The sequence below is a fragment of the Rhodovulum sulfidophilum DSM 1374 genome, from assembly GCF_001633165.1.
Lineage (GTDB): Bacteria > Pseudomonadota > Alphaproteobacteria > Rhodobacterales > Rhodobacteraceae > Rhodovulum > Rhodovulum sulfidophilum.
Genome location: NZ_CP015418.1, coordinates 1,133,069 through 1,156,113, shown reverse-complemented (window position 1 = coordinate 1,156,113; position 23,045 = coordinate 1,133,069). Strand labels below are relative to the sequence as shown.

Genomic DNA, 23,045 nt, shown 5'->3' with positions numbered 1-23,045 from the left:
TTATTCCGCCGCCACTATGCCTTCGAGCCGGTCTTCCAGTTCGTCGGCCGCCGCCTGAAGCGCGGCAAGAGTTTCGGCGTCGGGTTGCCAGTAATTGCGGTCATTGGCTTCCAGAAGGCGGTTCGCCATCCGGGCCGATGCCGCAGGGTTGAGGCTGGCCAGCCGTTTTCTCATGTCTTCGTCGAGGACGAAGGTTTCCGACAGCCGTTGATACACCCAAGGCTCCACCTGGCCGGTTGTCGCCGACCATCCCAGGGTGTTGGTGACCTGCGCCTCGATCTGGCGCACGCCTTCATGCCCGTGCTTGAGCATGCCTTCGAACCATTTCGGGTTGAGGCTGCGCGACCGGGTCTCGAGCGCGACCTGATCCTGAAGCGTGCGCACCTTGCCCTCGCCCCGGGTCTGATCGCCGATATAGACCGCGGCATCGCTGCCGCCGCGCGCCCGCTTCACGGCCCGCGAGATGCCCCCCAGCGTGTCGAAATAGTGATCGACCGTGGTCACCCCCAGCTCGACGCTTTCGAGGTTCTGATAGGTAACGTCGACATCCTTCAGCGTCTGCTGCAGCAGGGCCGCATTGGCCTTGGACTTGCCGTCGCGGCCATAGGCAAAGCTCTTGCGCGCCTCGTAGGCATCGGCCAGTTCGTCCTCGTCGCCCCAGGCGCCGCTGTCGACCAGCCCGTTGACGTTGGACCCGTAGGCGCCCTCGGCATTCGAGAAGACCCGAAGTGCCGCGGTTTCCATGTCGACGCCCATCTTCTCGGCATGGGCCAGCGAATGGGCCCGGATGAAGTTCTGCTCGACCGGCTCATCGGCGGTGGCGGCCTTCCAGGCGGCCTCGGCCAGCATCCGGGTCTGCAACGGCAGCAGGTCGCGGAAGATGCCCGACAGGGTCATCACCACGTCGATCCGCGGCCGGCCGAGTTCCTCCAGCGGCACCAGGTCGGCGCCCGCCAGACGGCCGTAATTGTCAAAGCGCGGCTTCGTCCCCATCAGCGCCATGGCCTGGGCGATGGGGCCGCCATCCGACTTGATGTTGTCCGACCCCCACAGCACCATCGCCACGGACCGCGGCAGGCTTGCATGGGTATCGAGCAGCTTCTGCGCCTGTTTCGCCCCTTCCTGCATGGCGAACTGGGTCGGCATCCGGAACGGGTCGAAGGCGTGGATGTTGCGCCCCGTCGGCAGCACGTCGGCCGAGCGGATCAGATCGCCCCCCGGAACCGGCTTGATATAGCGCCCGCCCAGCGCGCGCATGATCGCGGGCAGCTCGCTGTCCTGCTGCAGCCAGAAATCGACCTTCTCGCGGGTCTCGTCATCGGTATCGGTCATCACCCGCAGATGCTCGGTCCGCTCCTCGGGCGTCACCGTGCGGCCGACCACATGCAGCCCGTCGGGGATCAGCGCGTCCTCGGTTTCCAGAAGCTTCAGCCACAGCTTCTCGGGCGGCGTGCCGGTCATGTCGACGGCATCGGCCTGGGCCGCGATCAGCTCTTCCAGATCGGCCTGCTCGGGCGAGCCGGGCTCGGTCTGGCGCCAGCGGGTCAGGCTGTCCTTCAGTTCCTGCAACCCCTTGTAAAGCCCCGAGGCCGCAAGCGGCGGCGTCAGGTGGGTGACCGTCACCGCGTTCGAGCGGCGCTTGGCCAGCGTCGCCTCGGAAGGGTTGTTCGAGGCATAGAGATAGACGTTCGGCATGTCGCCGATCAGCCGGTCGGGCCAGTCGCGGAAGCCCATGCCCGCCTGCTTGCCCGGCATGAATTCAAGCGCGCCATGCATGCCGAAATGCAACAGCACATCGGCGCGGAAGGTGTTCTTCAGCCACAGATAGAAGGCGCTGAAGGCATGGGTCGGGGCGAAGCCCCTCTCGAACAGAAGCCGCATCGGGTCGCCCTCGTAGCCGAAGGTCGGCTGGACGCCCACGAAGACATTGCCGAATTCGCGGCCCAGCACGAAGACGCCCCGCCCGTCCGAGCGGATCTTGCCCGGGGCCGGGCCCCAGACGGATTCGATTTCGGCCAGCCAGGGCGTGCCGCGGACCAGATCGTCAGCCGGCACATGGGTGGCCACATTGCCTTCCTGGCCATAGGTCTTGGCATTGCCCTCGAGAATGGCGGCGCGCAACTCGTCGACATTGGCGGGCAGCTCGCCGGTGTCGTAGCCCTCGGCCTTCATCCGGTGCAGCGTGTTGAAGAGGCTCTCGAAGACCGACAGATAGGCCGCCGTGCCGATCGCGCCGGCATTCGGCGGGAAGCCGAAGAGGATGATGCCGACCTTGCGGCTTTCGGTTTCCGAGCGGCGCAGCCGGGCCAGCCGCTCGACCCGCGCGGCCAGCATCGCGACCCGTTCCGAACAGGCCGACATCTGCTTGGATTCGCCCTTGTAGGAGCAATCCTTCGGGCAGCCCTTGCAGCCCTGGGCGCCGTGGCGGCCGCCGAAGACGGTGGGCGAGATCGCCCCGTCCAGTTCCGGCAGCGCGATCAGCATGGTGGTCTCGACCGGACCGAGCCCGCCCGAGGAGTCGCTCCACTGTCCCAGCGTCTGGAATTCCAGCGGATGGGCAGCCATGTAGGGCACGTCGAGCCCGCTCAGCACCTCGACCGCCGCGGCGCTGTCATTATAGGCCGGACCGCCGATCAGGCTGAACCCGGTCAGCGAGACCAGCGTGTCGATATGCACGCTTTCCTCGCCGGTGAAATAGGCGGCGATGGCGGGCCGGGCATCGAGCCCGCCGGCAAAGGCCGCGATCACCCGGATGCCGCGGTCCTCGAGCGCGTGGATCACCGCGTCGTAATGGGCGGTATCCGAGGCGAGGATGTAGGAGCGCATCAGAAGGATGCCGACTGTCGCCACCGGCGCCTCGGGGCGCGGCAGATCGTCGATGTCGGTGGTGATGCGATTCGGGATGTCGGGATGGTAGAGCCCGGTCTCGGGATATTCGATCGGCGCCTCGGACGCGCCGCCGCGCCAGGAGGCGTCCTTGGCATAGCGCGAGATCAGGAACCGCACCATCTGCTCGACATTGTCGTCGGAGCCGCCCAGCCAATATTGCATGACCAGGAACCAGGCGCGCAGATCCTGCGCCTTGCCCGGCAGATACTTCAACATCTTGGGCAGGCGGCGCAGCATGGCCATCTGCTTCTCGCCGCCGGTCTTGACCTGGCCATTGTCGTCCCGGACATTGCCGCGCAGCTTCTTCAGAAGCTTCATCGGCCCCGAGGCGGGCTTGGACATGTCGAGATCGCCCATCCGGGTCAGCTGCACGATCTGCTTGTCGGCGATGATGCCGATCATCGCGTCGCAATCGTCGCGCCGGGCCCGCAGCTCGGGCAGGATCGCGTGGACATGCTCCTCGATGAACAAGAGGTTCACCAGGATGATGTCGGCATTCATGACATCGTCCTTGGCCCGGACCAGCGCGCCGGGGTTTTCCGACCAGGTCGCGGCGGCATGAACCGTCACCCGGAGCCCGGGAAAATCTTCGGCAAGACGCTCGGTCACCCGCTCGCAGGGACCGGCCGAATGCGAATCCAGAGTGACGATGACTACTCGATACCCTGGGTAATGACGTTCATCGCGCATAATGGGCCTTCGCCTCGTACAAGGTTTCGACACTGATCTCGTGCACGCCCTTCTCGAGCGCGAATTTCTCGGTATTGCGTTTGGCCTTGCCGCGAACAAAGAACGGGATCTTCTTCAGTTCCTTCTCGGCCGCGCTCAGCCACACGATCTCGCCCTCGGCCGGGGCCGCCGCGGCGGCCGCTTCCTGATCGGTATCCGGCTCGGCCTCGACGGCCCGGGCCTTGGCCGCGCCGCCATGATGCGAGGCACCGGCATCGTCGTGGAACTCGAAATCCTCGCGGAACATGTGCAACAGGTGCTCTTCCAGCCCCATCACCAGCGGATGCACCAGCGTGTCGAAGATGACATTGGCGCCCTCCCAGCCCATCTGCGGGCTGTAGCGGGCGGGGAAGTCCTGGACATGGACCGGCGCCGAGATCACCGCGCAGGGAATGCCCAGCCGCTTGCCGATATGGCGTTCCATCTGGGTGCCCAGGATCATCTCGGGGGCCAGCGCCTCGATGGTCTGTTCCACCTCGAGGTAATCGTCGCTGATCAGCGCCTCGACCCCGAACTCCCTGGCGAGCTTGCGGATGTCGCGCGCGAATTCGCGGTTGTAGCAGCCGAGCCCGACCACATCGAAGCCCATCTCGTCGCGCGCGACGCGGGCCATGGCCTTCACATGGGTGGCATCCCCGAACAGGAAGACGCGCTTGCCGGTCAGGTAGGTCGAATCGACCGATTGCGAATACCAAGGCATCCTGAGCCGGCCGTCATCCGCCCTGGGCGCGACGCCCGCGATCTGCGCCACCTCGGCGATGAAATCGCGGGTCGCGCCGACGCCGATCGGCACCGTCTTCGTGAAGGGCTGGCCGAGGGTCTTTTCCATCCAGCGCGCCGCGGTCTCGGCATGCTCGGGATACATCAGCACGTTGAAATGCGCGGCCCCCATCCGGGCGATATCGGCGGGCGTGGCATCCATGGGCGCGACCACATTGACCGAAATGCCCATTTCCTCCAGCAGCGCCGTCACCTCGGCGATATCGTCGCGATGGCGGAAGCCCAGCCCCACCGGCCCGATCAGGTTGGCCGAGACATGCGCCGTGCGCTCCATCGGCCGGGCGATGGTCTTGACGATCTGGTAGAAGGTCTCGTCCGAGCCGAAATTCTCCTTGCGCTGATAGCTCGGCAGCTCCAGCGGGATCACCGGAATGCCCAGATCCAGCGTCGCGGCCATGCCCTCGGGGTCGTCCTGGATCAGTTCGGCGGTGCAGGACGAGCCCACGATCATCGCCTGCGGATGGAACCGGTCGAAGGCGTCATGCAGCGCGGTCTTGAACAGGTTCGCGGTATCCGCCCCCAGATCGCGCGCCTGGAAGGTGGTGTAGCTGACCGGCGGGCGGTGGTTGCGCCGCTCGATCATGGTGAACAGCAGGTCGGCATAGGTGTCGCCCTGCGGCGCGTGCAGCACGTAATGCAGCCCCTTCATCGCGGTCGCGACCCGCATCGCGCCGACATGGGGCGGGCCTTCATAGGTCCAGACGGTCAGCTTCATGCCGCACCCTCCAGCCCGGCCAGAATGGCGCGACGGCGCACCGGGCGGGCAAAGAGACCGGCCAGATCGCCGGCCTGTTCATAGAAATGAACCGGGGTGAAGACGAGCTCGATGGCCCATTTCGTCGACAGGCCCTCGGCCTCGAGCGGGTTTGCCAGACCGAGGCCGCAGACCGTCAGGTCGGGCCGGGCGGCCCGGCAGCGGTCGAGCTGCAGATCGACATCCTGCCCTTCCGCGATCACCGGGCCCTCGGCCAGAAGATCGAGATCGGGACCGACGATCTGCTTGTTGATGAAGGGCGCGCCCACCTCGACCGCGGTCATGCCGCATTCGCGGGTCAGAAACCGCGCCAGCGGAATTTCCAGCTGGCTGTCGGGGAAGAAGAAGATCGACTTGCCGCGCAAGGTCTCGGCGGCGGCGGCAACGGCCTTTCGCGCCCGGGCGCGGGGCGCCTCGGTGACTCTCTCGAAAACCTCCGGCGACACGCCGAATTCCTGCGCCACGGCCCAGAGCCAGGCGGTGGTGCCCTCTTCGCCGAAGGGGAAGGGGGCCGACAGGATGCGCGCGCCGCGCCGTTCCAGATGGGCGGCGGTTTCGTTCAGGAAGGGCTGGGTCAGGGCCACGACCGTGTTCGGCCCCACACCGGGGGTTTCGGAGGCGCGATGGGCCGGCAGGCAGCGGACGGGTTTGACGCCCATCGCCTCGAGCAGGCCCAGCGCCTGATCCTCGACCACATCGGGCAGCGCGCCGACCATCAGCAGTTGGCGCTCCTCGGTTGCGGGCAGGGTCGGCACCATGGTCGCGAGACAGGCATCCTCACCCTCGGTGAAGGTCGTCTCGATGCCCGAGCCGGAATAGTTCATCACCCGCACATGCGGCGCATGGCGTTCGGTCAGCCGCTCGGCCGCGCGGTGCAGGTCGAGCTTGATCACCTCGGAGGGGCAGGAGCCCACCAGGAAAAGCTGCTTGATATCGGGACGCCGCGCCAGCAGCCGGTCGACCTCGCGGTCGAGTTCGGCATTGGCGTCGGCCAGCCCCGCCAGATCCTTTTCCTCGAGGATGGCAGTGCCGAAGCGCGGCTCGGCGAAGATCATCACCCCTGCCGCCGATTGCAGCAGATGCGCACAGGTGCGCGAGCCGACGACAAGGAAGAAGGCGTCCTGCATCTTGCGGTGCAGCCAGATGATGCCGGTGAGACCGCAGAACACCTCGCGCTGGCCGCGTTCCTTAAGGACCGGCGCATTGCGGCATCCGGCGGCCGGCGGGGCGGGAACGAAACCGGTCATGCCGCGCCCTCCGCGGCGTCGCCCTGCAACCGGGCCATGCGCAGCTTCCAGAGGAACTGACCGGCATTGACCACATAGGCGGCATAGGCTGTCAGCGCGATCAGCATCTGCCCGATCGGCCCGACCGTCCCGCTCAGCGTCGCCCAGAGATAGAGCGTGTGCAGCGAGATCACCGCCATCGAGAACACGTCCTCCCAGAAGAAGGCGGGCGCGAACAGGTACTTGCCGAAAACGACCTTTTCCCAGATCGCCCCGGTGACCATGATGGTGTAAAGCACGAAAGTCTTGACCACGATCGAGATCGTGGCGGCCTCGTATCCGGCGCCGGTCACAAGGTATCTCAGCACGAGCACCAGTGAGACCAGGAAGACCAGGAACTGCAAAGGCGCAAGAACGCCCTGCACGAGGGTCCATTTCGTTTCGTCGCGACGGCGACGTTCTTCCGGCGTATAGAGCTGGACCGCCCTGGCGGCGGTTCCCACGTGTTCCGGCATCCTCCGACTCCCTGACAGACGGTGGCTTGGGCCTCAAGTTAGACCTGCGACGCCGAAAGTGTCAATTGTAATTTACACTCTCTCCGTTTACACTGTTCTTGATCCGAGGAACGCAAAAGGCTTGGTGCGGACCCAAAAAGTCTATATATTTCAGGGGCCTTATTTGCGCCGCCTTGATTCCTCCCGCCATGAGGGCAAACAAGTGTCAATCGGCTTTGACAACGCTGGACAGTCCCCGAGACCCGCCGCGCCGCGGTCTGCTCGAATCCGCCGGGACCGCGCTGGCCGGAGGCCGTATCATGGCTGAGCCTCAGAAGTCGATAGCATCGCGCGCGCAGGCGGGCCCGCAGACAGCCCAGCAGGGCGATGTCGAGACCCTTGCGGCCCAGGTGCTCTCGGCGCTGGCGCATCGCTCGGGCAGCGGGAGCGCGTCGCTCGACCCCGTGCTGCTGACCGAGTTCTGCGCCGACGTGCTGGGCGGCGACCGCTCGATCGGAACCCGGGCGCTGGCCACGCTCCGGCGCCGCGGCATCCCCCCCACCGCCATCATCGACGGCTATATCCCCGCCGCCGCCCGCGAACTGGGCGAGCGCTGGGTCCGCGACGATCTCAGCTTTGCCGATGTCACCATCGGCGCGGCCCGGCTGCAGGCGATGCTGCGCGAGCTGGGCGCGGCCAATGCCGCCGACATGCTGGCCGCCTCCGATGCGCCCAATGTGATGATGATCGTGCCGCATGACGAATATCACACGCTCGGCGGCATGACCGCCGCCAACCAGATGCGCCGGATGGGCGCCTCGGTCTGCCTCGCGCTCGGCCAGACCGAAGAGGAAATTCTGCAAAAGGCCATGCCACGGCAGTTCGATCTGGTTGCGATTTCGGTATCCTGTCGTCAAAAGCTGGATTCTGCGCGTCGGCTTGTCGCGGCCCTGCGCCGGGTTCTGGGCGACGGGGTCCCTGTCGTGATCGGCGGCCGGGTCGCCGACGGGGCCGAGGATATCTGCGCCCTGACCGGCGCGGATGCGGTGACGACGGATGCACATGAGGCGTTGCGCCTCTGCCGAATCGGGGCTCTGCAGGCGCCGGGCGCCGCGCGGACAGGAAAAGACCAGTGACTGGGAGGCGGCCGGACCGGCCGTATATGGGCGCGTGACGTCAAGGGGCACCAAATACTGGAACAGCGGCGCGATTCCCCTGATCGCGCCGGAAATGCTGGGCGAGATCATCGCCACGGCCTGCGACCTCGCGATCGTGATCTCGCCCGAGGGGCGGATCCTGTCGGTGGTGGTCAACAAGGACCATCACGCCCATGGCCGGATCGATCACTGGGAAGGCCGCGACATCCGCGACGTGCTGACCCCGGACAGCCGCCCCAAGCTCGAGGCGCGGCTGGAGCTGTTCGCGCAGGATCGCGACATCTCGGGGGCGGTCGAACTGAACCATGCCGATGGCGCGGGCTGGTCCTTTCCGGTGCGCTATTCCTTCCATGCCATCGGGCCCGACGGCGGCACGCTTCTGATGCTGGGCCGCGACCTGCGCCCCATCGCCGAGATGCAGATGCAGCTTATCGAGGCGCAGATGGCGCTCGAGCGCGACTACGAGACCCAGCGCGAATATGACACCCGCTACCGCGTTCTCACCGAAGCGACCCGCGACGCCTTCGTCTTCATCGGCACCAAGTCGGGCCGGGTGGTCGATGCCAATCCCGTGGCCTGCGATCTGCTGGATGTCGAGCGGGCCGAGCTGATCGGCAATGCCTTCGCCCAGGAATTCGAAGGCCGGCGCCGCGCCGAGTTCCTCGAGGCGCTGACCCGGGCGACGATGTCGCCCGAGGCGCATCCGATCGCGCTGGAGACCCGCCGCAGCCGGGTCCGGATCAAGCTGCATCCGGTCGCCTTCCGCGCCGCGGGCGAACCGCTGATCCTGTGCCGGCTCGATCCCGCCGAGGCGCGCGAGCCGAATGGCGGCGAGATGGGCGGGACGCTGCTGGCCTTCTACCGCCAGGGCGTCGACGCGCTGGTCTTCACCGATCCGCAGGGCGTGATCCTCGCGGCCAATGACAGCTTCCTCGGGCTGGCCGACGCGCCCCATGCGGGGGCGGTCAAGGGCCGGTCGCTGGGCGATTATCTGGTGCGCGGCAGCGTCGATCTGAGGGTGCTGGTGGAAAACGCCACCCGCAGCGGTCAGATGCGCATGTTCGCCACCAAGCTGTCAGGCGAATACGGCACCCAGGTCTCGGTCGAGATCTCGGCCACCTATCTCAAGGACCAGGCCAGCCCCTGCATCGTCTTCGTGATCCGCGATGCCAGCCGCATGGAAAGCGTGCGCAAGCCCGGCGTCGCCGTCTCGGATGACGCGATGCGCTCGGTGATGGAGCTTGTCGGCTCGGCCAACCTCAAGGACATCGTCGCCGAGACCACCGACGTGGTCGAGAAGATGTGCATCGAGACCGCCGTCGAGTTGACGCGGAACAACCGTGTCGCGGCGGCCGAGATGCTGGGGCTCTCGCGGCAGAGCCTTTACGTGAAGCTCCGGAAATACGGGCTGTTGAACAGAGACGGGGGCGATCACTGACGCCGCCCCCGGGGGAAGGAAGACGTGCCCGCTGCGCCGGGCCAGGAGAGCCTGCAAGACGACATGACCGACATTTCCAACATGCCGAACCGGCGCCTGCCGGAACCCGCCGCCATGGTGACGCTGATCAAGCCGATCACCTGGTTTCCCCCGATGTGGGCCTATCTCTGCGGAACCGTGTCCTCGGGGGTGTCGCCGCTGTCGAAGCCGGGCCTCGTGCTGCTGGGCATCGTGCTGGCGGGCCCCGTCGTCTGCGGCATGAGCCAGGCGGCGAATGACTGGTGCGACCGGCATGTCGACGCGATCAACGAGCCCTATCGCCCGATCCCCTCGGGGCGCATCCCGGGGCGCTGGGGCTTCTACATCGCCTGCGCGATGTCGCTTCTGGCGCTGGTGATCGGCTGGCAGCTCGGCCCCTGGGGCTTTGGCGCCACCATCCTCGGCGTCGCCTCGGCCTGGGCCTATTCGGCCGAGCCCGTGCGGCTGAAGAAATCGGGCTGGTGGGGGCCGGGGCTGGTCGGCATCTCCTATGAATCGCTTCCGTGGTTCACCGGTGCGGCGGTGCTGTCGGCGGGCGCGCCCTCGGTCTATGTCGTCGTGATCGCGCTGCTTTACGGGATCGGCGCGCACGGGATCATGACCCTGAACGATTTCAAGGCGCTGGAAGGCGACCGCCAGATGGGCGTGAACTCGCTGCCCGTCACCATGGGGCCGGAAAAGGCCGCCTGGGTCGCCTCGGTGGTGATGGCGGTGCCGCAGGCGGTGGTGATCGGCCTCTTGGCGCTCTGGGACCGGCCGTTCCACGCCGCGGGCGTGACCGCCGTGCTGCTGGTGCAGTTCTGGGCGATGTCGGTGATGATGAAGGACCCCAAGGGCAAGGCGCCCTGGTATAACGGCGTCGGCGTCGTCCTCTATGTGTCCGGCATGATGATCTCGGCCTTCGCGATCCGTTCGCTCGGGGGCGCGTGATGACGCTGAGCTGGCTTCAGATCGTCCGGCTGGGCCTCGTGCAGATGTGCCTGGGCGCGGTGGTGGTGCTGACCTCCTCCACCCTGAACCGGCTGATGGTGGTCGAGCTGGCGCTTCCGGCGGTGCTGCCGGGGCTGCTGGTGGCGCTGCATTACGCGATCCAGATCACCCGGCCCAGCTGGGGCTTCCTGTCGGACACCCGCGGCCAGCGCACCCGCTTCATCATTCTGGGCATGATCATCCTGGCGCTGGGCGGCTATCTGGCCGCCACCGGCGTCGTGGTGATGGAAGACCATTACGGCGCGGGGCTGATGCTGTCGATCCTGGCCTATGCGCTGATCGGCATCGGCGTCGCGGCCTGCGGCACCTCACTGCTGGCGCTTTTGGCCACCGCCACCGCGCCCGAGCGCCGCGCGGCCGCCGCCACCATCACTTGGCTGATGATGATCGCGGGCATCGGCATCACCGCCGGCACGGTCGGCGCCTTCCTCGACCCCTATACGCCTGCGCTCCTGCTGGAAATCGTGACCGTGGTCACGCTGGGCGCTGTCGTTCTGACCACGCTGGCGGTCTGGGGCATCGAAAAGCGCGTGGTCGCCCATCGCGAGCCCGACGAGATGCCGTTCTGGAAGGGTATCGGCGAGGTCTGGGCCGAGCCGCGCGCCCGCATCTTCACGCTGTTCGTATTCCTGTCCATGGTCGCCTATTTCATGCAGGAACTGATCCTCGAGCCGTTCTCGGGCCTCGTCTTCGACTTCACGCCCGGCCAGTCGACCTCGCTTTCGGGGGCGCAGCATGGCGGCGTCTTCCTCGGCATGGTCGTGGTCGGCATCGGAAGCTCGGTCCTGCGGATCTGGGCCTTGCGCAGCTGGGTGATCCTCGGCTGTCTCGGCTCGGCCGCGGCGCTGGCCAGCATCGCCGCGCTCGGGCATTTCGGCCCGCATCTGCCGCTGACGCCGGCGGTCGTGACGATGGGCTTCTTCAACGGCATCTTCACCGTCGCCGCCATCGGCGCGATGATGGCGCTGGCGGGCGAAGGCCGCGACGCGCGCGAAGGCACGCGGATGGGGCTCTGGGGCGCGGCGCAGGCCATCGCCGCGGGCTTCGGCGGCCTTGTCGGTGCCGGAGCCGCCGACGGTTTGCGCCAGATCATGGACGACGCACCCGCTTTTGGCGTGGTGTTCCTGACCGAAGCGATCCTCTTCCTGCTGGCTGCTGCAATGGCCCTGAGGATCATGGATGGACATCGACCCACAACGGAAAATTCAGGTCTTGTGCCAGGGGAGTAAGACAAGATGATCTATGACGTTGTTGTCGTCGGAGGCGGCCCCGCCGGGGCCACGGCCGCCGAGGACCTGGCCCGTTCGGGCAAGAAAGTCGCGCTTCTGGACCGCGAGGGCCGCATCAAGCCCTGCGGCGGCGCGATCCCGCCGCGGCTGATGCGCGATTTCAACATTGCCGACGAACAGCTGGTGGCCAAGATCGACACCGCGCGGATGATCTCGCCCTCGGGCCGCTTCGTCGACATCCCGATCGAGAACGGCTTCGTCGGCATGGTCGACCGCAAGGATTTCGACCCGTTCCTGCGCGCCCGCGCCGAACGCGCCGGCGCCACCCGCTTTACCGGCACCTTCGTCCGGGTCGAGCGCGAGGAGGAAAAGACCTTCCTCGTCTTCCGCGACAAGCAGTCGAAGGAAGAGGTCCGGCTGCAGACGAAATTCATCATCGGCGCCGACGGGGCGCGGTCTGACGTCGCCCGCGCCGAGGTGCCCGGCGGCGACAAGATCCCCTATGTGATCGCCTATCACGAGATCATCGACGCCCCGATGGCGGTCGGCAACTACAAGCCCAACCGCTGCGACGTGATCTATGACGGCCGGATCAGCCCCGATTTCTACGGCTGGGTGTTCCCGCACGGGCATACCTGCTCGGTCGGCATGGGCACCGGCGTCGACGGCTTCGACCTCAAGCAGGCGACCGCCGATCTGCGCGCGATGGCGGGCCTCGACCAGGCCGAGACGATCCGCAAGGAAGGCGCGCCGATCCCGCTACGTCCGATGGACAAATGGGACAATGGCCGCGACGTGGTCGTCGTCGGCGATGCCGCGGGCACCGTGGCGCCCAGCTCGGGCGAGGGCATCTACTACGCGATGTATGGCGGGCGCGTGGGCGCGGCGGCGGTCTCGGCGGCTCTGGCCTCGGGCCGGGCCTCGGATCTGAAGCTTGCCCGGCAGATGTTCATGAAGGACCACAAGAACACCTACAAGGCGCTGCAGGCGATGCAGGACGCCTATTACCACAGCGACGAGCGGCGCGAACGCTTCGTGTCGCTCTGCCACGATGTCGATGTGCAGACGCTGACCTTCGAATCCTACATGAACAAGAAGCTGACCAGGAAACGCCCGCTTGCCCATATCAAGATCGGGATCAAGAATGTCGCCCACCTGACCGGGCTCGTATCGCCGCAATACACATGAGTGAAATGATCCCGGCCTGGGTAAACGGTGAACTGACGCCGGTGGAGAAACTGGAGGCCCATCAAAAGGGCCTCCGCCACAAGGCGATCTCGGTCTTCGTGATGGATGGCGACCGGGTGCTGATCCAGCGCCGGGCGCTTGGCAAGTATCACACGCCCGGCTTCTGGGCGAATACCTGCTGCACCCATCCGCGCTGGGACGAGGATTCGAAGACCTGCGCAAACCGGCGGCTGGCCGAAGAGCTGGGGATCACCGGGCTGACGCTCGAATTCCGCGAGCAGGTCGAATACCGCGCCGAGGTCGGCAACGGGCTGATCGAGCATGAGGTGGTCGACATCTTCATCGCCGCGGCGGGGCCGGACCTGAAATGGGACCTGAACCCCGAAGAGGTGATGGACGCCCGCTGGATCGCGCTGGACGATCTGGCGCGCGAGACCCGCGAGACCGAGGGCGTCTATACGCCTTGGCTGCGGATCTACCTGGAAAAGCACAGCGCCGCGATCTTCGGCGCACTGGCCTCGGCCTGACCTGCCGCGCGGACCGGGACAACCCGGCCCGCGCCTGTCCCTTATGGCCTATTCCTTGCGGAGGAACCCCGCCGCCGGCAGGATCGCATGCTGGATGACGGGGACCAGCACCAGCCCGACGACAATCCCGACCGCGCCGTCCAGCGCCGCCGTCACCGTCCATTCGACGGCCCCGCCAAGGGACAGGACGGACGCCGCGGCAACGGCGACATGGTGGATCATCTCCTGCGGCAGGTGCCAGCCCAGCTGATGCGCGCCATGGACCAGGATCGAGCCGCCGACCCAGATCATCGCCGCCGTGCCCACCACCAGCAACAGCGTCATCACCTTCGGCATCGCCCGCACGATGCCCACGCCCAGGCTGCGGGTCGCGGCCAGACGTCCCTTCTCGGCCATCGCCAGCCCGATATCGTCGGCCTTCACGATCAGCCCGACCGCGCCATAGACAGCAAGGGTGATCAGCGCCCCCGCCAGCGCCATAGCCCCGGCCTCCATCCACAGCGTCAGGTGATCGGGCATCGCCGCCAGGATGATGGTCATGATCTCGGCCGACAGGATGAAGTCGGTCTTGATCGCGCCCTTGACCTTGGCCTCTTCGAGACGCGTCGCCGAGAGCGGCTTGTCGGCCCCGGCCTTTGCATGGGGCTCTTGTGGGGCCAGCGCATGAAGCACCTTCTCGACCCCCTCGAAGCACAGGTAGCAGCCGCCCAGCATCAACAGGGGCGCAATCGCCCAGGGCGCGAATTGCGACAGCAGCAGGGCCAGCGGAAGCAGGATCACCAGCTTGTTGAACAGCGACCCGCGGGCGATGCTCCAGACGATGGGCAATTCCCGCGCCGGACTGAACCCGCGAAGGTATTTCGGCGTCACCGCCGCATCGTCGATCACCGCCCCCGCGGCCTTGGACGAGGCCTTCACCGCCTGCCCCACGACGTCATCGACCGATGCGGAGGCCACCTTGGCAATCGCCGCCACATCGTCGAGCAGTGCCAGTAACCCGCTCATTGCCTCTGCCTGCCCCGTCTCTTGTCCTTGCACGTGCGACGCAAGACTAGCGCGCCGCCGCGTCGCGGCAAAGGCCGGGCGACAATCTGCGCCCCGCATCCTCCCGGGACCGGGCGCGCGCGGCCCGGAACCGCCAACTACCCGTAGTGGCAAAGTTTCGCGTTGACGCAACCGCCTCCATTGCCGTTGACTTGAACAAAGTCTAACAAAAACCGCGACGCGATCTGCTCAGATCACGAACCGGGACGATCAGGGAGAAGACAATGGACTCCGACCAGCGCCAGCCGGCCGAAGCCTTTCCCGTGCCGATCGGCGACGTGATCTCCCGCCCCCTGCCCGAAGCCAACCTGCGCCGCGTCGCGCAAGAGGCGCTGATGCGCGTCGCCCGCCTGCCCGGCCGACGCGCGCCCCTGCCCGAGCCGCCCGCCCCCGCCGAGATCGAGGCGCTGTGCACCGCCCTCGCGACCGGCAGCCTCGAGCAGGCGCGCCGGATCGTCGACGACCATCTGGCCCGGGGGCGCGACAAGACCTGGATCGCCGAGGGCCTGCTGCCCGAGGCCGCGCGGCTGATGGGACGGCGCTGGGAAAGCGACGAGGTCAGCTTCATCGAGGTCGGTCAGGCGGTCGGCCGCCTGCAGCGGCTGTTGCGACTGCTCAGGGCCGAGGCCGGTCCCCGCCGGCCCGACCCGGTACGGCGCGCGATCTTCGCCACGCCCGAGACCGAGACCCACACATTCGGCGTGATCGTGGCTGCCGATGCCTTCCGTGAACGGGGCTGGGAAATCGATCTGTCGCTGTCCGAGCCGCCCGACCGCCTGCTCGCCGATCTCACCCGGTCCCAGGTGCCGCTGCTGGGCCTGTCCGTCTCCAGCCGCCGCTCGGCGCCGCCGCTGATGCAGTTGCTGGCAGACCTCCGGACCGCGCTGCCCCGGCTCCGGGTGCTGCTCTGCGGCACGATCCTGTCGACCAGTCCCGAAGTGGCCCGCCAGATCCCGGTCGATGACCGCGCCGCCGATCTGCCCAGCGCGTTCGAGGCCGCCGACCGGCTGCTGCTCGACAGCCTCGCCTGAATAACCGCCGCCAGCGTCCCCGCGGCCGCCCTATCATCCGGGCACCAAGGGCAGGCGCAACGCCCTGAAGCCGGCCACTTCCGGTCCGGTCTCCGACGGTCGGGCAAGGGGTCCAAGGGCGCAGGCCCCACAGCAGGGACATGCCGGAGCCGCCCCCGGACAAGCGCAGACGTCGGACCACGAACATCTCCGAAGCGATCCGCGACGAGACCGGCCGCCGCCTCGCCTGCCCTGAAAGCAAGGCGCCGCGAACAACCGCATGCGGCCCTCGATGCCCGCCGCGCGGCCAAAACAGCGCTGCGTCACTGGCCGCTGTCCGACCTGGCATATTGACGAACCCCTCCCTGCCGGGCAGCGTTCCGGATCAGCAACAGGAATATCGTCAGTTTGAAAGCGGGATGGAAACGTCGCGGGATTCGTCGCCATCAGCCGGAACCGACATGACCGGAGGACAGCTGGAAGCCTTCGCCAGAAGCGACCTCGCTGCGGCCGTTCTGATGGAGCGGATCGTGCGCGGGGCCTATGACACGAGGAACTCCAGCGAGATCCAGCCGCTGCAATGGTCGATCCTGCGCTATCTCGACGGCTTTGCCGAAGACCGCTGCACGCTGACCCTGATCACGAGCTTTCTCGGGCTGACGCATGCGCCGGTCAGCCGGGCGGTCAGAACCATGCGCGACCGCGGTCTGGTGCGCCAGCGCTGCCATCCGCGAGACGCCCGCAGCGCGATCATCTCGCTGACCGACGCGGGCCGGAGCGCGCTGGAACTCGACCCGATCCGCAAGATCGCCCTTCTGCTCAGCACGCTTCCCGATGCGGATCGCAACGCGATCAAGCGCGCATTGCGCTCGATCGCGATCGAGCTCGCATCCTGAGAACCGCCGAAGGTCGCAACGCTCGGCGAGGATGCCGGCGTCCCGAGGCTCTGGCCGCATCTGCCGTCGGCCAGGGGCAGGAGCAGCGCCCCCGGGCTCCGAACTGCGAAAGCTCGGCCACAGCCCCGCCCGGGCGGCAGGGCCCTTCGGGCAGGACCCGCATCGGCCCGGACGCAGACGAGAAATGACGCCGGAAGCCGCCCTCCCGCTCGGCATGGACACAGCGGCGATCCGCATCGCCCTGCGCGGCCGGAACCGGAGGCCGCCAAAGAAGGGACACAAGCGGCGTCAGGGCCAGCCGGCCCGCCATCCGGGTCAGGGACCGAAGGCCCACGAGGGCCTGCCCGGGCCGCGGTTTCCGGAAAACCGGATCGGCAGGGCAATCCAGCGCATGGACCCCGTCGATTTCGCTGCGGCGCTCCATCCTTTCCCGGGCAGGCCAGTCGCCGCGCGAAGCCTGCCAAGGCCGACCCCGATGATCGGCAACGCCCGGACGCGCTGGACTTTGCCGCAGCGCTGACCGAAGCTTGATCCGATGCCATCCGTCCTTTTCGCGCATGAGAATTTCCCGGCCCAGTTCGGCGGCATCGCCGGCTATATGGCCGCGCGCGGCTGGGAGGTGGTCTTCGCCACCGCCGCCGAAGCCTTTCCCCGCGACCGGCTGGTGCGCCTTCCCGAAACCGGGCTTCGGGTGATGGGCTATGCCCGCCACCGCGATGTCGCCCCGGCCACGCATCGCTACCTGCACGGAACAGAACGCGCGGTTCTGAACGGGCAGGGCCTGGCCCGGGCGGCGATCCGGCTGCGCCGACAGGGCTTTGCCCCCGATCTGGTGGTCGCGCATTCGGGCTGGGGCTCGGGCAGCTTCGCACGGGCGGTCTGGCCCGAAGCCCGCTTCGTGCCCTATATTGAATGGTGGTACAATTACCCGCCGGTCGACATGGCCTCGGAAACCGGCGAGTCGGCCGAGGACCGCCATGCCGCCGCGCTTTGCCGCAACCTGCCCTTCCTGCTGGACCTGCAGGGGGCGGATGCGATCCTGGTCCCGACGGCGTTCCAGCGCGACCAGCTGCCCGACTGGCTCGCGGCGCGCGCGACCGTGATCCATGACGGGGTCGACATCGACGCGCTGGTCCATCCGCCCCCCGACATGCCGCCCTTCACGCTGGACGGCCTGCCCGAGACCGCGCCTCTGGTCACCTATGCCACGCGGGGGATGGAGCCGATGCGCGGCTTTCCCCAGTTCATGGCCGATCTGGCCAAGCTGCAGGCCGAGGATGCCCGGATCCATGCGGTCGTGGCGGGCGAGGATTCGGTGCATTATGGCGGGCGCCTGCCCGAGGGCGAAAGCTGGAAGGCCCGCGCCCTGGCCGCGCATGATTTCGACATGGCGCGGCTGCATTTCACCGGACGGCTTCCACCCCAACGCTACCGGGCGCTCCTGCGGCGCTCGGACGCGCATGTCTACCTGACCCGGCCCTTCGTGCTGTCCTGGTCGCTGCTCGACGCGATGGCCGCCGCCTGCCCCCTGGTGGTGTCGGATACCGCACCGGTGCGCGAGGCGGTGCCGCCCGACGCCGCCCGCTTCGTCGATTTCGAGACCCCGGGCGAGATCGCCCGCGGCATCGCCGCCGTTCTGGCCGAGCCCGCCGCATCGCGCGCCATGGGCGGGCGCGCCCGCGATCATGCCGCCGCGCATTACGCCCAGAGCGTGCTCCATCCCAGGCGCGAGGCCTTCTTCCGGGCGGTGATCGAAGGACGGGGCCTGCCCGGTCAGTAACTCTGGGCGCGGCGGATGCCATGCATCTCGTTGGACCGCGCCACCGCTTCGCCCAGCGTCCGCACCCCCGACACCTGCAGCATCCCCAGCATCTGCCGGAACACCTCGGCCGTCGCCATCGCATCGCCCAGCGCGGTATGGCGATGCTCGGCCTCGAGCCGCACCCCGAAGCGGCAGGCCAGCGCGTCGAGGGTGTGATCCTCGGCATGCGGGTAAAGCGCGGCCGAAAGCAGCACGGTGCACAGCACGGGATGGTCGAAGCGAAGCCCCAGCCGGTCTTCCTTCATCTTCAGGAAGGTCATGTCGAAGGCGGCGTTATGGGCGACCAGCACCGCGCCCTCGCAGAAGGCATGAAACCGTCGCCCCGCCGCGATCACGTCCGGACTGCCGCGCACAGTCGCGTCATCGATGCCATGGACCGCGGTCGAGGCCGCCGGAATATGCCGCCCCGGATTGACCAGGGTGTCGAAGACCTCGCCGCGCAGGATGCGGCCATTGACGATGCGCACCCCGGCGATCTGCACGATCTCGTCGCCCTGGCGCGGCGCGAGCCCGGTGGTCTCGGTGTCGAAGACGACGAAGCTCAGGTCGCCGAGAGGCCGGTCGGCCAGCGCGCCCGCAGCGGGCGGCGGCAAAGAGAAGTCATAGAACTCCGGACGCGGATCGGCCGGCGTCAGCAGCGGCGCGGCGGCGGCGGCCAGCGGCAGCAGCAGACGGTGGCCGGTCTCGGTCGGCTCGGCCCAAAGCTCGGTGCCATGGCCTTCCAGCGCGTCGCGGCCGAGATATTCGCCATAGCCCGCCGAGAGCGGCGCCGAAAGCCAGCGGTCGATCTGCCCGTCGCTGACAGGCGGGCCGCGCCAATGCAGTTCAAGACAGACCTCGGGACCCTCGGGCACCGCCCGCAGGACGAAACCGTCGCGCCGGTCATCGCCGCGCAGCCCCTCGATCACCCGGGCCAACAGCTCGGAAATCGCGAAACCGTCGCAGCGGACGAACTGGCGCGCGCCCTCGAAACGCAGATCGCCGGGCAGCCGCGCGGTCAGCGCATCGAAGATGTCGTCGGAGGCGACGGCAGGCATCGGCCAGCGCCGGGTGGTGGCGGTGCCGTAGCGGTCGGCGACCTGGTTCATCCGGTCGACCAGCATCGCCTGTTCGCCGCGAAGCCGGGCGAAGAAGGCCGACCGCATCTCGTCGCCCATGTCGGGATCGGCTTCGATGGCATCGAACAGCGCCCCGATGGCGGCGGTCGGCCGCCTTATCCCCTCGAGCATGGTGTTGAACAGGTGGTCGAGCTCGGCATGCGCCTCGAGATCCTCGGTCGCGTCATGGAAGATCAGCACATAGCCCGCGCGCCGGCCCGCGACCGCGACCGGGCTGACCCGCGCCATCAGGAAACGCTCGCCGCTGGCGGTGGCGGCCAGGAAGCGTTCCGCCTCGGCCTCGCCACGGGCGGCCCGCGCGCCCATCCGGTCGAGCGCATGGGTCAGCGGCTCGGGCCGGAGAACGGCGGTCAGCGGCCGGTCGAGCCCCAGATCGCCCAGCAGCCCGAGCGCGGCGCGGTTATACAGCATGATCCGGTGATCGGGCGTGGCCACCACCACGCCCTCGGCAAGATCGCGCAACAACGCCTCGAAGATCGCCTTCTCGCGGTTCAGCGCGGCAGTGCGCTCGGCCACGGCGCGGGCCTGGGCGTCACGGGTGGCGGCCAGTGCGTCGTGGATCGCATTGGCGGCGGGCGCGAGCGCGCCCAGATAGCGCGCGGGCGCCTCGTCGATATCGGCCGCGACATCGACCCCGGCCCGGGTCTGCAGATCGGCGGCCAGCGCCTGGATCGGCCGGGCGACATTCGCGTCGAACAACAGCCCGATCCAGGCCGCAAGCCCCAGCAGCCCGCAGCCTGCCACCATGCCCGCGATCACATAGCCGTCGAGCGGACCGCCCGCGCGGGCATGGCCGAACCACAGGCCCAGCACCAGCACCGCCATGCCGCCCAGAGCCAGCGCCGCGAAGAACAGCGCAAACCGAAGTCTCAGCCCCAATCGCTCATGCATCCATGTCTCCCCCCAGCAACGCGCGGATCTGGGCCGTCAGATCCGCGGTCGCGAAGGGTTTCGTCAGGAACGCATCGGCCCCCAGTGCCAGCCCCTTGCGCCGCTCGACCTCTCCACCGCGCGCTGTCATCATCAGGACCTTAACATGTTTCAGGCCCTCATCCTGCCGCATGATCTGGCAGACCTCGTAGCCCGACCGCTCGGGCAGCATCACGTCGAGCACCACCAGATCGGGGCGGTCCTCCTCCATCGCCCTCAGCGCGGCATCGCCATCGGTGACGCGGCGGGTGTCGTAGCCCTGCCGCGAGATCAGGAATTCCAGCGCCAGCGCGATGCCATCCTCGTCCTCGACCAGCAGAACCGACTTTTCGCCCATGCCCCCGCTCCTTACTCCGGCGGCACGCAGACCGCACGCAGCAGCGGATCGGCGGGTCCGAGCGGCTGCCAATCGGCCACGGACGGATCGGTCAGCGCCGCGTCGGTCGCATCGGCCCGGGCGGGCGCGGCGCAGTCGATCAGCACCATGACCGTGCGCGCGGAATGCCAGCGCGCCAGCAGGTACAGCTCGACCAGCCGGACCTCGGGCGCGTCGGGCCGCGACTGCACCCCGATCCGATTGGCGGCCATCACCCGCGTGGTGACCGGCGCCAGCAGCGTCCAGGGCTTCCAGGGGATGGCCTGATCGACATGGGTGACCTCGACCACGCCCTCGGGCAGGCTGGCCACGGTGCGCGCGCCCCAGGTGTATTCGGACCAGAGCGCATAGGCGAACATCGCCACCGCCGCCGCCAGCGGCACCGCAAAGCGCGGCAGGCGGCGGCCGGTCAGCCGGTTCACCACCAGCACCAGCCCGCCCGCGCCGATCCCGGCAACGATGATCGCGATCAGTTCGATATACATGGCCTACCCCATCACGCCCCGGCCCTGCCCGGCCGAGGACTGCATTGTCTTGATCACCATGAACGCGTCGCGCAGGTGGTTGCGTTCCAGTTCGGACAGCTGCGCGGGCGGCATGAAATTGTCGGGCCTCTCGCCCGCCCGGATCTGCGCCGCCTGATGGCGAAGCCGGGTCTCGGCAATGAAGTCATAGGCGTCGATCAGGTCATGCGCGCCCGCCTTCGAGATCACGCCGACCTCGCGCGCCGCCTCGAGCCGCTCGCGGGTATTGACCGCCATCAGCTCGCCCCGCAGCGCATAGACCCGGCCCAGATCGACCACCGGCACCACGCCGGACAGCTTCAGATCGACCATGTCCTTGTGCTCGCCCGAGCGGATCAGGGCAAAGCCGCGCAGAAGCCCCAGCGGCGGCGTGTGTTTCAGCGAGTTCGACACCATATGCGCGACGAAAATCGAATTCCTGCGGGCCATCGCCAGGGTCTCGGCCTGCAGGTCGCGAAACAGCGCGGTCTCGCCATGGATCGGCCTGAGATCGAACATCACCGAGGCCAGCATCTGGGCCTGATTGTCGGGCTGGGCGATCCAGCCCGCGAAATACGCGCGCCAGACCCGGCGCGGCTGACGCCAGCGCGGATTGGTCGCCATCATGTCGCCCGGGCAATAGACGAAGCCGCAGGCATGCAGCCCGTCCGAGACGAAGGCCGCCAGCGCCTGGAAATAGGCGTCATGTCCCGGTTCGACCGCATCGTCGAGGATCAGGCAATTGTCCTGATCGCTTTGCCCGGTCTGCTCGCGCCGGCCCTGGCTGCCGCAGGCCAGCCACAGATAGGGCACCGGCGGCGGGCCCAGCTCGGCCTCGGCCAGGACCAACAGGCGCCGCGTGATGGCATCGGTGATGTCGGTGATCCGCCGGGTGATGGCGCTGGCCCCGGCCCCGGCGCTGACAAGCTGGGTCAGAAGGCTCGGCACCTGCGCCACGACGCGGACCATCTCGGCGGCGCTGCCCGCATCGACGATATCGGCGATCATGTGGCTGGCGGTCGCCGCCTGCTGGCGGAAAAGATCGGTGCGCCCGATCAGCCCGACGATGCGCCCGCCCTCGGCCACCGGCAGATGGCTGATATTGTGATCGGCAAGCCGCATCAGTGCATCCAGCCCCAGCGCATCGGGCGCGATGGTGATGAGATCCGAGGTCATCACCCGGGCCACCGGCGTGGTGCCGTCCAGCCCCTCGGCCAGCACCTTGTTGGCCAGATCGCGCACGGTGACGATGCCAGCGGGCATCTCGCCCTCCATCAGGATCACCGACGAGATCCCGTTATCGCGCATCAGCCGCGCCACGTCGCGGACCCCGGCCCCGACCGGGCAGGTGACCGGCCCCTTGGTCATCAGGTCCGAGACCTTCAGCGCGGTCAGCCCCGCCGCATCGGCACCGCTATCGGCAGGCCGCGCCGGAGAGGCGCGCTGGAACCAGGCGGCAAAGGCCGGAACCTCGTCGATGAGATCGTAGAACCGCTCTTTCGGCAGGCGGATCAGCACCGCATCCTCGGCCACCCGCGCGGTCAGCGTCGCCCGCCCCAGCCGCAACAGCCCGCGTTCGCCGATCACGTCGCCGGGGCCGCGCAGGGCGAGCGGGCCCGAACCGTCGGTCTCGATCTCGACGCTGCCGCTCTCGATCACCAGCAGCGCCTCGAGCCGCTCGCCCTCGTAGGACAGCGTCCGCCCGGCCTCGGCCGCGATCCGGGTCAGGCTGGCGCCCAGCACCTCCAGCGCCGCCGCGGGCACCATGTCGAAGGGCGCATAGCGGGTCAGGCTGGCCAGGATATCGGCCTCGGGATCGGACATGGATCTGCTCCTGCGCGGGCAGCGGGGTCGTTCGAACTACCTAAAAGGAATCCCTCGCCGTCAATACACGGGTCGTCGGGAG

Annotated in this window: 19 protein-coding genes; 10 read left to right on the top strand and 9 right to left on the bottom strand. The window is 68.0% G+C overall.

The window, feature by feature from the left end:
- From A6W98_RS05565 to bchF, 4 genes are read right to left on the bottom strand one after another with little or no spacing between them, the layout of a single operon-like run.
- Positions 1–3,579 carry a magnesium chelatase subunit H gene (locus tag A6W98_RS05565; protein ID WP_042458895.1) on the bottom strand — a complete coding sequence of 1,193 codons (3,579 nt, stop codon included), beginning with the start codon at positions 3,577–3,579 and terminating at the stop codon, positions 1–3.
- The gene (bchB, locus tag A6W98_RS05560; protein ID WP_042458892.1) at positions 3,569–5,113 is read right to left on the bottom strand and encodes a ferredoxin:protochlorophyllide reductase (ATP-dependent) subunit B; all 1,545 of its coding nucleotides are present in this window, start codon (positions 5,111–5,113) and stop codon (positions 3,569–3,571) included. Before bchB ends, A6W98_RS05565 begins: the two co-directional genes overlap by 11 nt.
- Complete coding sequence (locus tag A6W98_RS05555; RefSeq protein ID WP_042458889.1) at positions 5,110–6,399, bottom strand: ferredoxin:protochlorophyllide reductase (ATP-dependent) subunit N; 1,290 nt, start codon at positions 6,397–6,399, stop codon at positions 5,110–5,112. Before A6W98_RS05555 ends, bchB begins: the two co-directional genes overlap by 4 nt.
- A complete protein-coding gene (gene bchF, locus A6W98_RS05550; RefSeq protein ID WP_042458886.1) occupies positions 6,396–6,893 on the bottom strand; it encodes a 2-vinyl bacteriochlorophyllide hydratase in 498 nt (165 codons plus the stop codon). The genes A6W98_RS05555 and bchF overlap by 4 nt, the downstream gene beginning before the upstream one ends.
- A gap of 299 nt (positions 6,894–7,192) precedes the next feature.
- On the opposite strand from bchF, the gene A6W98_RS05545 reads away from it, so the two are divergent.
- From A6W98_RS05545 to idi, 6 genes are all read left to right on the top strand, one after another.
- The gene (locus A6W98_RS05545; protein WP_052677939.1) at positions 7,193–8,008 is read left to right on the top strand and encodes a cobalamin B12-binding domain-containing protein; all 816 of its coding nucleotides are present in this window, start codon (positions 7,193–7,195) and stop codon (positions 8,006–8,008) included.
- A 34-nt stretch (positions 8,009–8,042) separates the two neighbouring features.
- Positions 8,043–9,467: a transcriptional regulator PpsR gene (gene ppsR / locus A6W98_RS05540; RefSeq protein ID WP_042458883.1), complete on the top strand. Its 1,425-nt coding sequence runs from the start codon at positions 8,043–8,045 to the stop codon at positions 9,465–9,467.
- A 63-nt stretch (positions 9,468–9,530) separates the two neighbouring features.
- Positions 9,531–10,436, top strand: coding sequence for a chlorophyll synthase ChlG (gene chlG / locus A6W98_RS05535; protein ID WP_042458879.1), 906 nt, complete (start codon positions 9,531–9,533; stop codon positions 10,434–10,436).
- Positions 10,436–11,725, top strand: a complete 1,290-nt coding sequence (locus A6W98_RS05530) for a BCD family MFS transporter (protein WP_042458876.1) — start codon at positions 10,436–10,438, stop codon at positions 11,723–11,725. Before chlG ends, A6W98_RS05530 begins: the two co-directional genes overlap by 1 nt.
- Positions 11,726–11,731: 6 nt before the next feature.
- On the top strand, positions 11,732–12,913 hold the full coding sequence (locus A6W98_RS05525) for a geranylgeranyl diphosphate reductase (RefSeq protein WP_042458873.1): 1,182 nt from the start codon (positions 11,732–11,734) through the stop codon (positions 12,911–12,913).
- Positions 12,910–13,440 (top strand): isopentenyl-diphosphate Delta-isomerase, encoded by a 531-nt coding sequence (gene idi / locus A6W98_RS05520; RefSeq protein WP_042458870.1) that lies wholly within the window; start codon positions 12,910–12,912, stop codon positions 13,438–13,440. The genes A6W98_RS05525 and idi overlap by 4 nt, the downstream gene beginning before the upstream one ends.
- 48 nt (positions 13,441–13,488) lie before the next feature.
- On the opposite strand, the gene A6W98_RS05515 is transcribed toward idi, so the two are convergent.
- Positions 13,489–14,445: a DUF808 domain-containing protein gene (locus A6W98_RS05515; protein WP_042458867.1), complete on the bottom strand. Its 957-nt coding sequence runs from the start codon at positions 14,443–14,445 to the stop codon at positions 13,489–13,491.
- A gap of 263 nt (positions 14,446–14,708) precedes the next feature.
- On the opposite strand from A6W98_RS05515, the gene A6W98_RS05510 reads away from it, so the two are divergent.
- The 4 genes from A6W98_RS05510 to A6W98_RS05495 all read left to right on the top strand — a co-directional run bounded on the left by A6W98_RS05510 (position 14,709) and on the right by A6W98_RS05495 (position 18,170).
- Positions 14,709–15,515, top strand: coding sequence for a cobalamin B12-binding domain-containing protein (locus tag A6W98_RS05510; protein ID WP_042458864.1), 807 nt, complete (start codon positions 14,709–14,711; stop codon positions 15,513–15,515).
- A 440-nt stretch (positions 15,516–15,955) separates the two neighbouring features.
- On the top strand, positions 15,956–16,390 hold the full coding sequence (locus A6W98_RS21455; protein ID WP_042458861.1) for a MarR family winged helix-turn-helix transcriptional regulator: 435 nt from the start codon (positions 15,956–15,958) through the stop codon (positions 16,388–16,390).
- A gap of 184 nt (positions 16,391–16,574) precedes the next feature.
- Positions 16,575–16,910 carry a hypothetical protein gene (locus tag A6W98_RS05500; protein ID WP_042458857.1) on the top strand — a complete coding sequence of 112 codons (336 nt, stop codon included), beginning with the start codon at positions 16,575–16,577 and terminating at the stop codon, positions 16,908–16,910.
- 15 nt (positions 16,911–16,925) lie between these two features.
- Entirely contained in the window at positions 16,926–18,170 is a 1,245-nt protein-coding gene (locus tag A6W98_RS05495; RefSeq protein WP_042458855.1) for a glycosyltransferase, read from the top strand.
- Here A6W98_RS05495 and A6W98_RS05490 read toward each other — a convergent pair.
- The 4 genes from A6W98_RS05490 to A6W98_RS05475 are packed head-to-tail and all read right to left on the bottom strand — an operon-like array spanning position 18,164 to position 22,963.
- A complete protein-coding gene (locus A6W98_RS05490) occupies positions 18,164–20,221 on the bottom strand; it encodes an exonuclease domain-containing protein (protein ID WP_042458852.1) in 2,058 nt (685 codons plus the stop codon). The genes A6W98_RS05495 and A6W98_RS05490 overlap by 7 nt on opposite strands.
- Entirely contained in the window at positions 20,214–20,597 is a 384-nt protein-coding gene (locus A6W98_RS05485; RefSeq protein WP_042458849.1) for a response regulator transcription factor, read from the bottom strand. The genes A6W98_RS05490 and A6W98_RS05485 overlap by 8 nt, the downstream gene beginning before the upstream one ends.
- Positions 20,598–20,608: 11 nt before the next feature.
- Positions 20,609–21,121 (bottom strand): hypothetical protein, encoded by a 513-nt coding sequence (locus A6W98_RS05480; RefSeq protein WP_042458846.1) that lies wholly within the window; start codon positions 21,119–21,121, stop codon positions 20,609–20,611.
- Between the two features lie 3 nt (positions 21,122–21,124).
- On the bottom strand, positions 21,125–22,963 hold the full coding sequence (locus A6W98_RS05475) for a DUF294 nucleotidyltransferase-like domain-containing protein (RefSeq protein ID WP_042458843.1): 1,839 nt from the start codon (positions 22,961–22,963) through the stop codon (positions 21,125–21,127).
- Between the last annotated feature and the right edge of the window lie 82 nt (positions 22,964–23,045).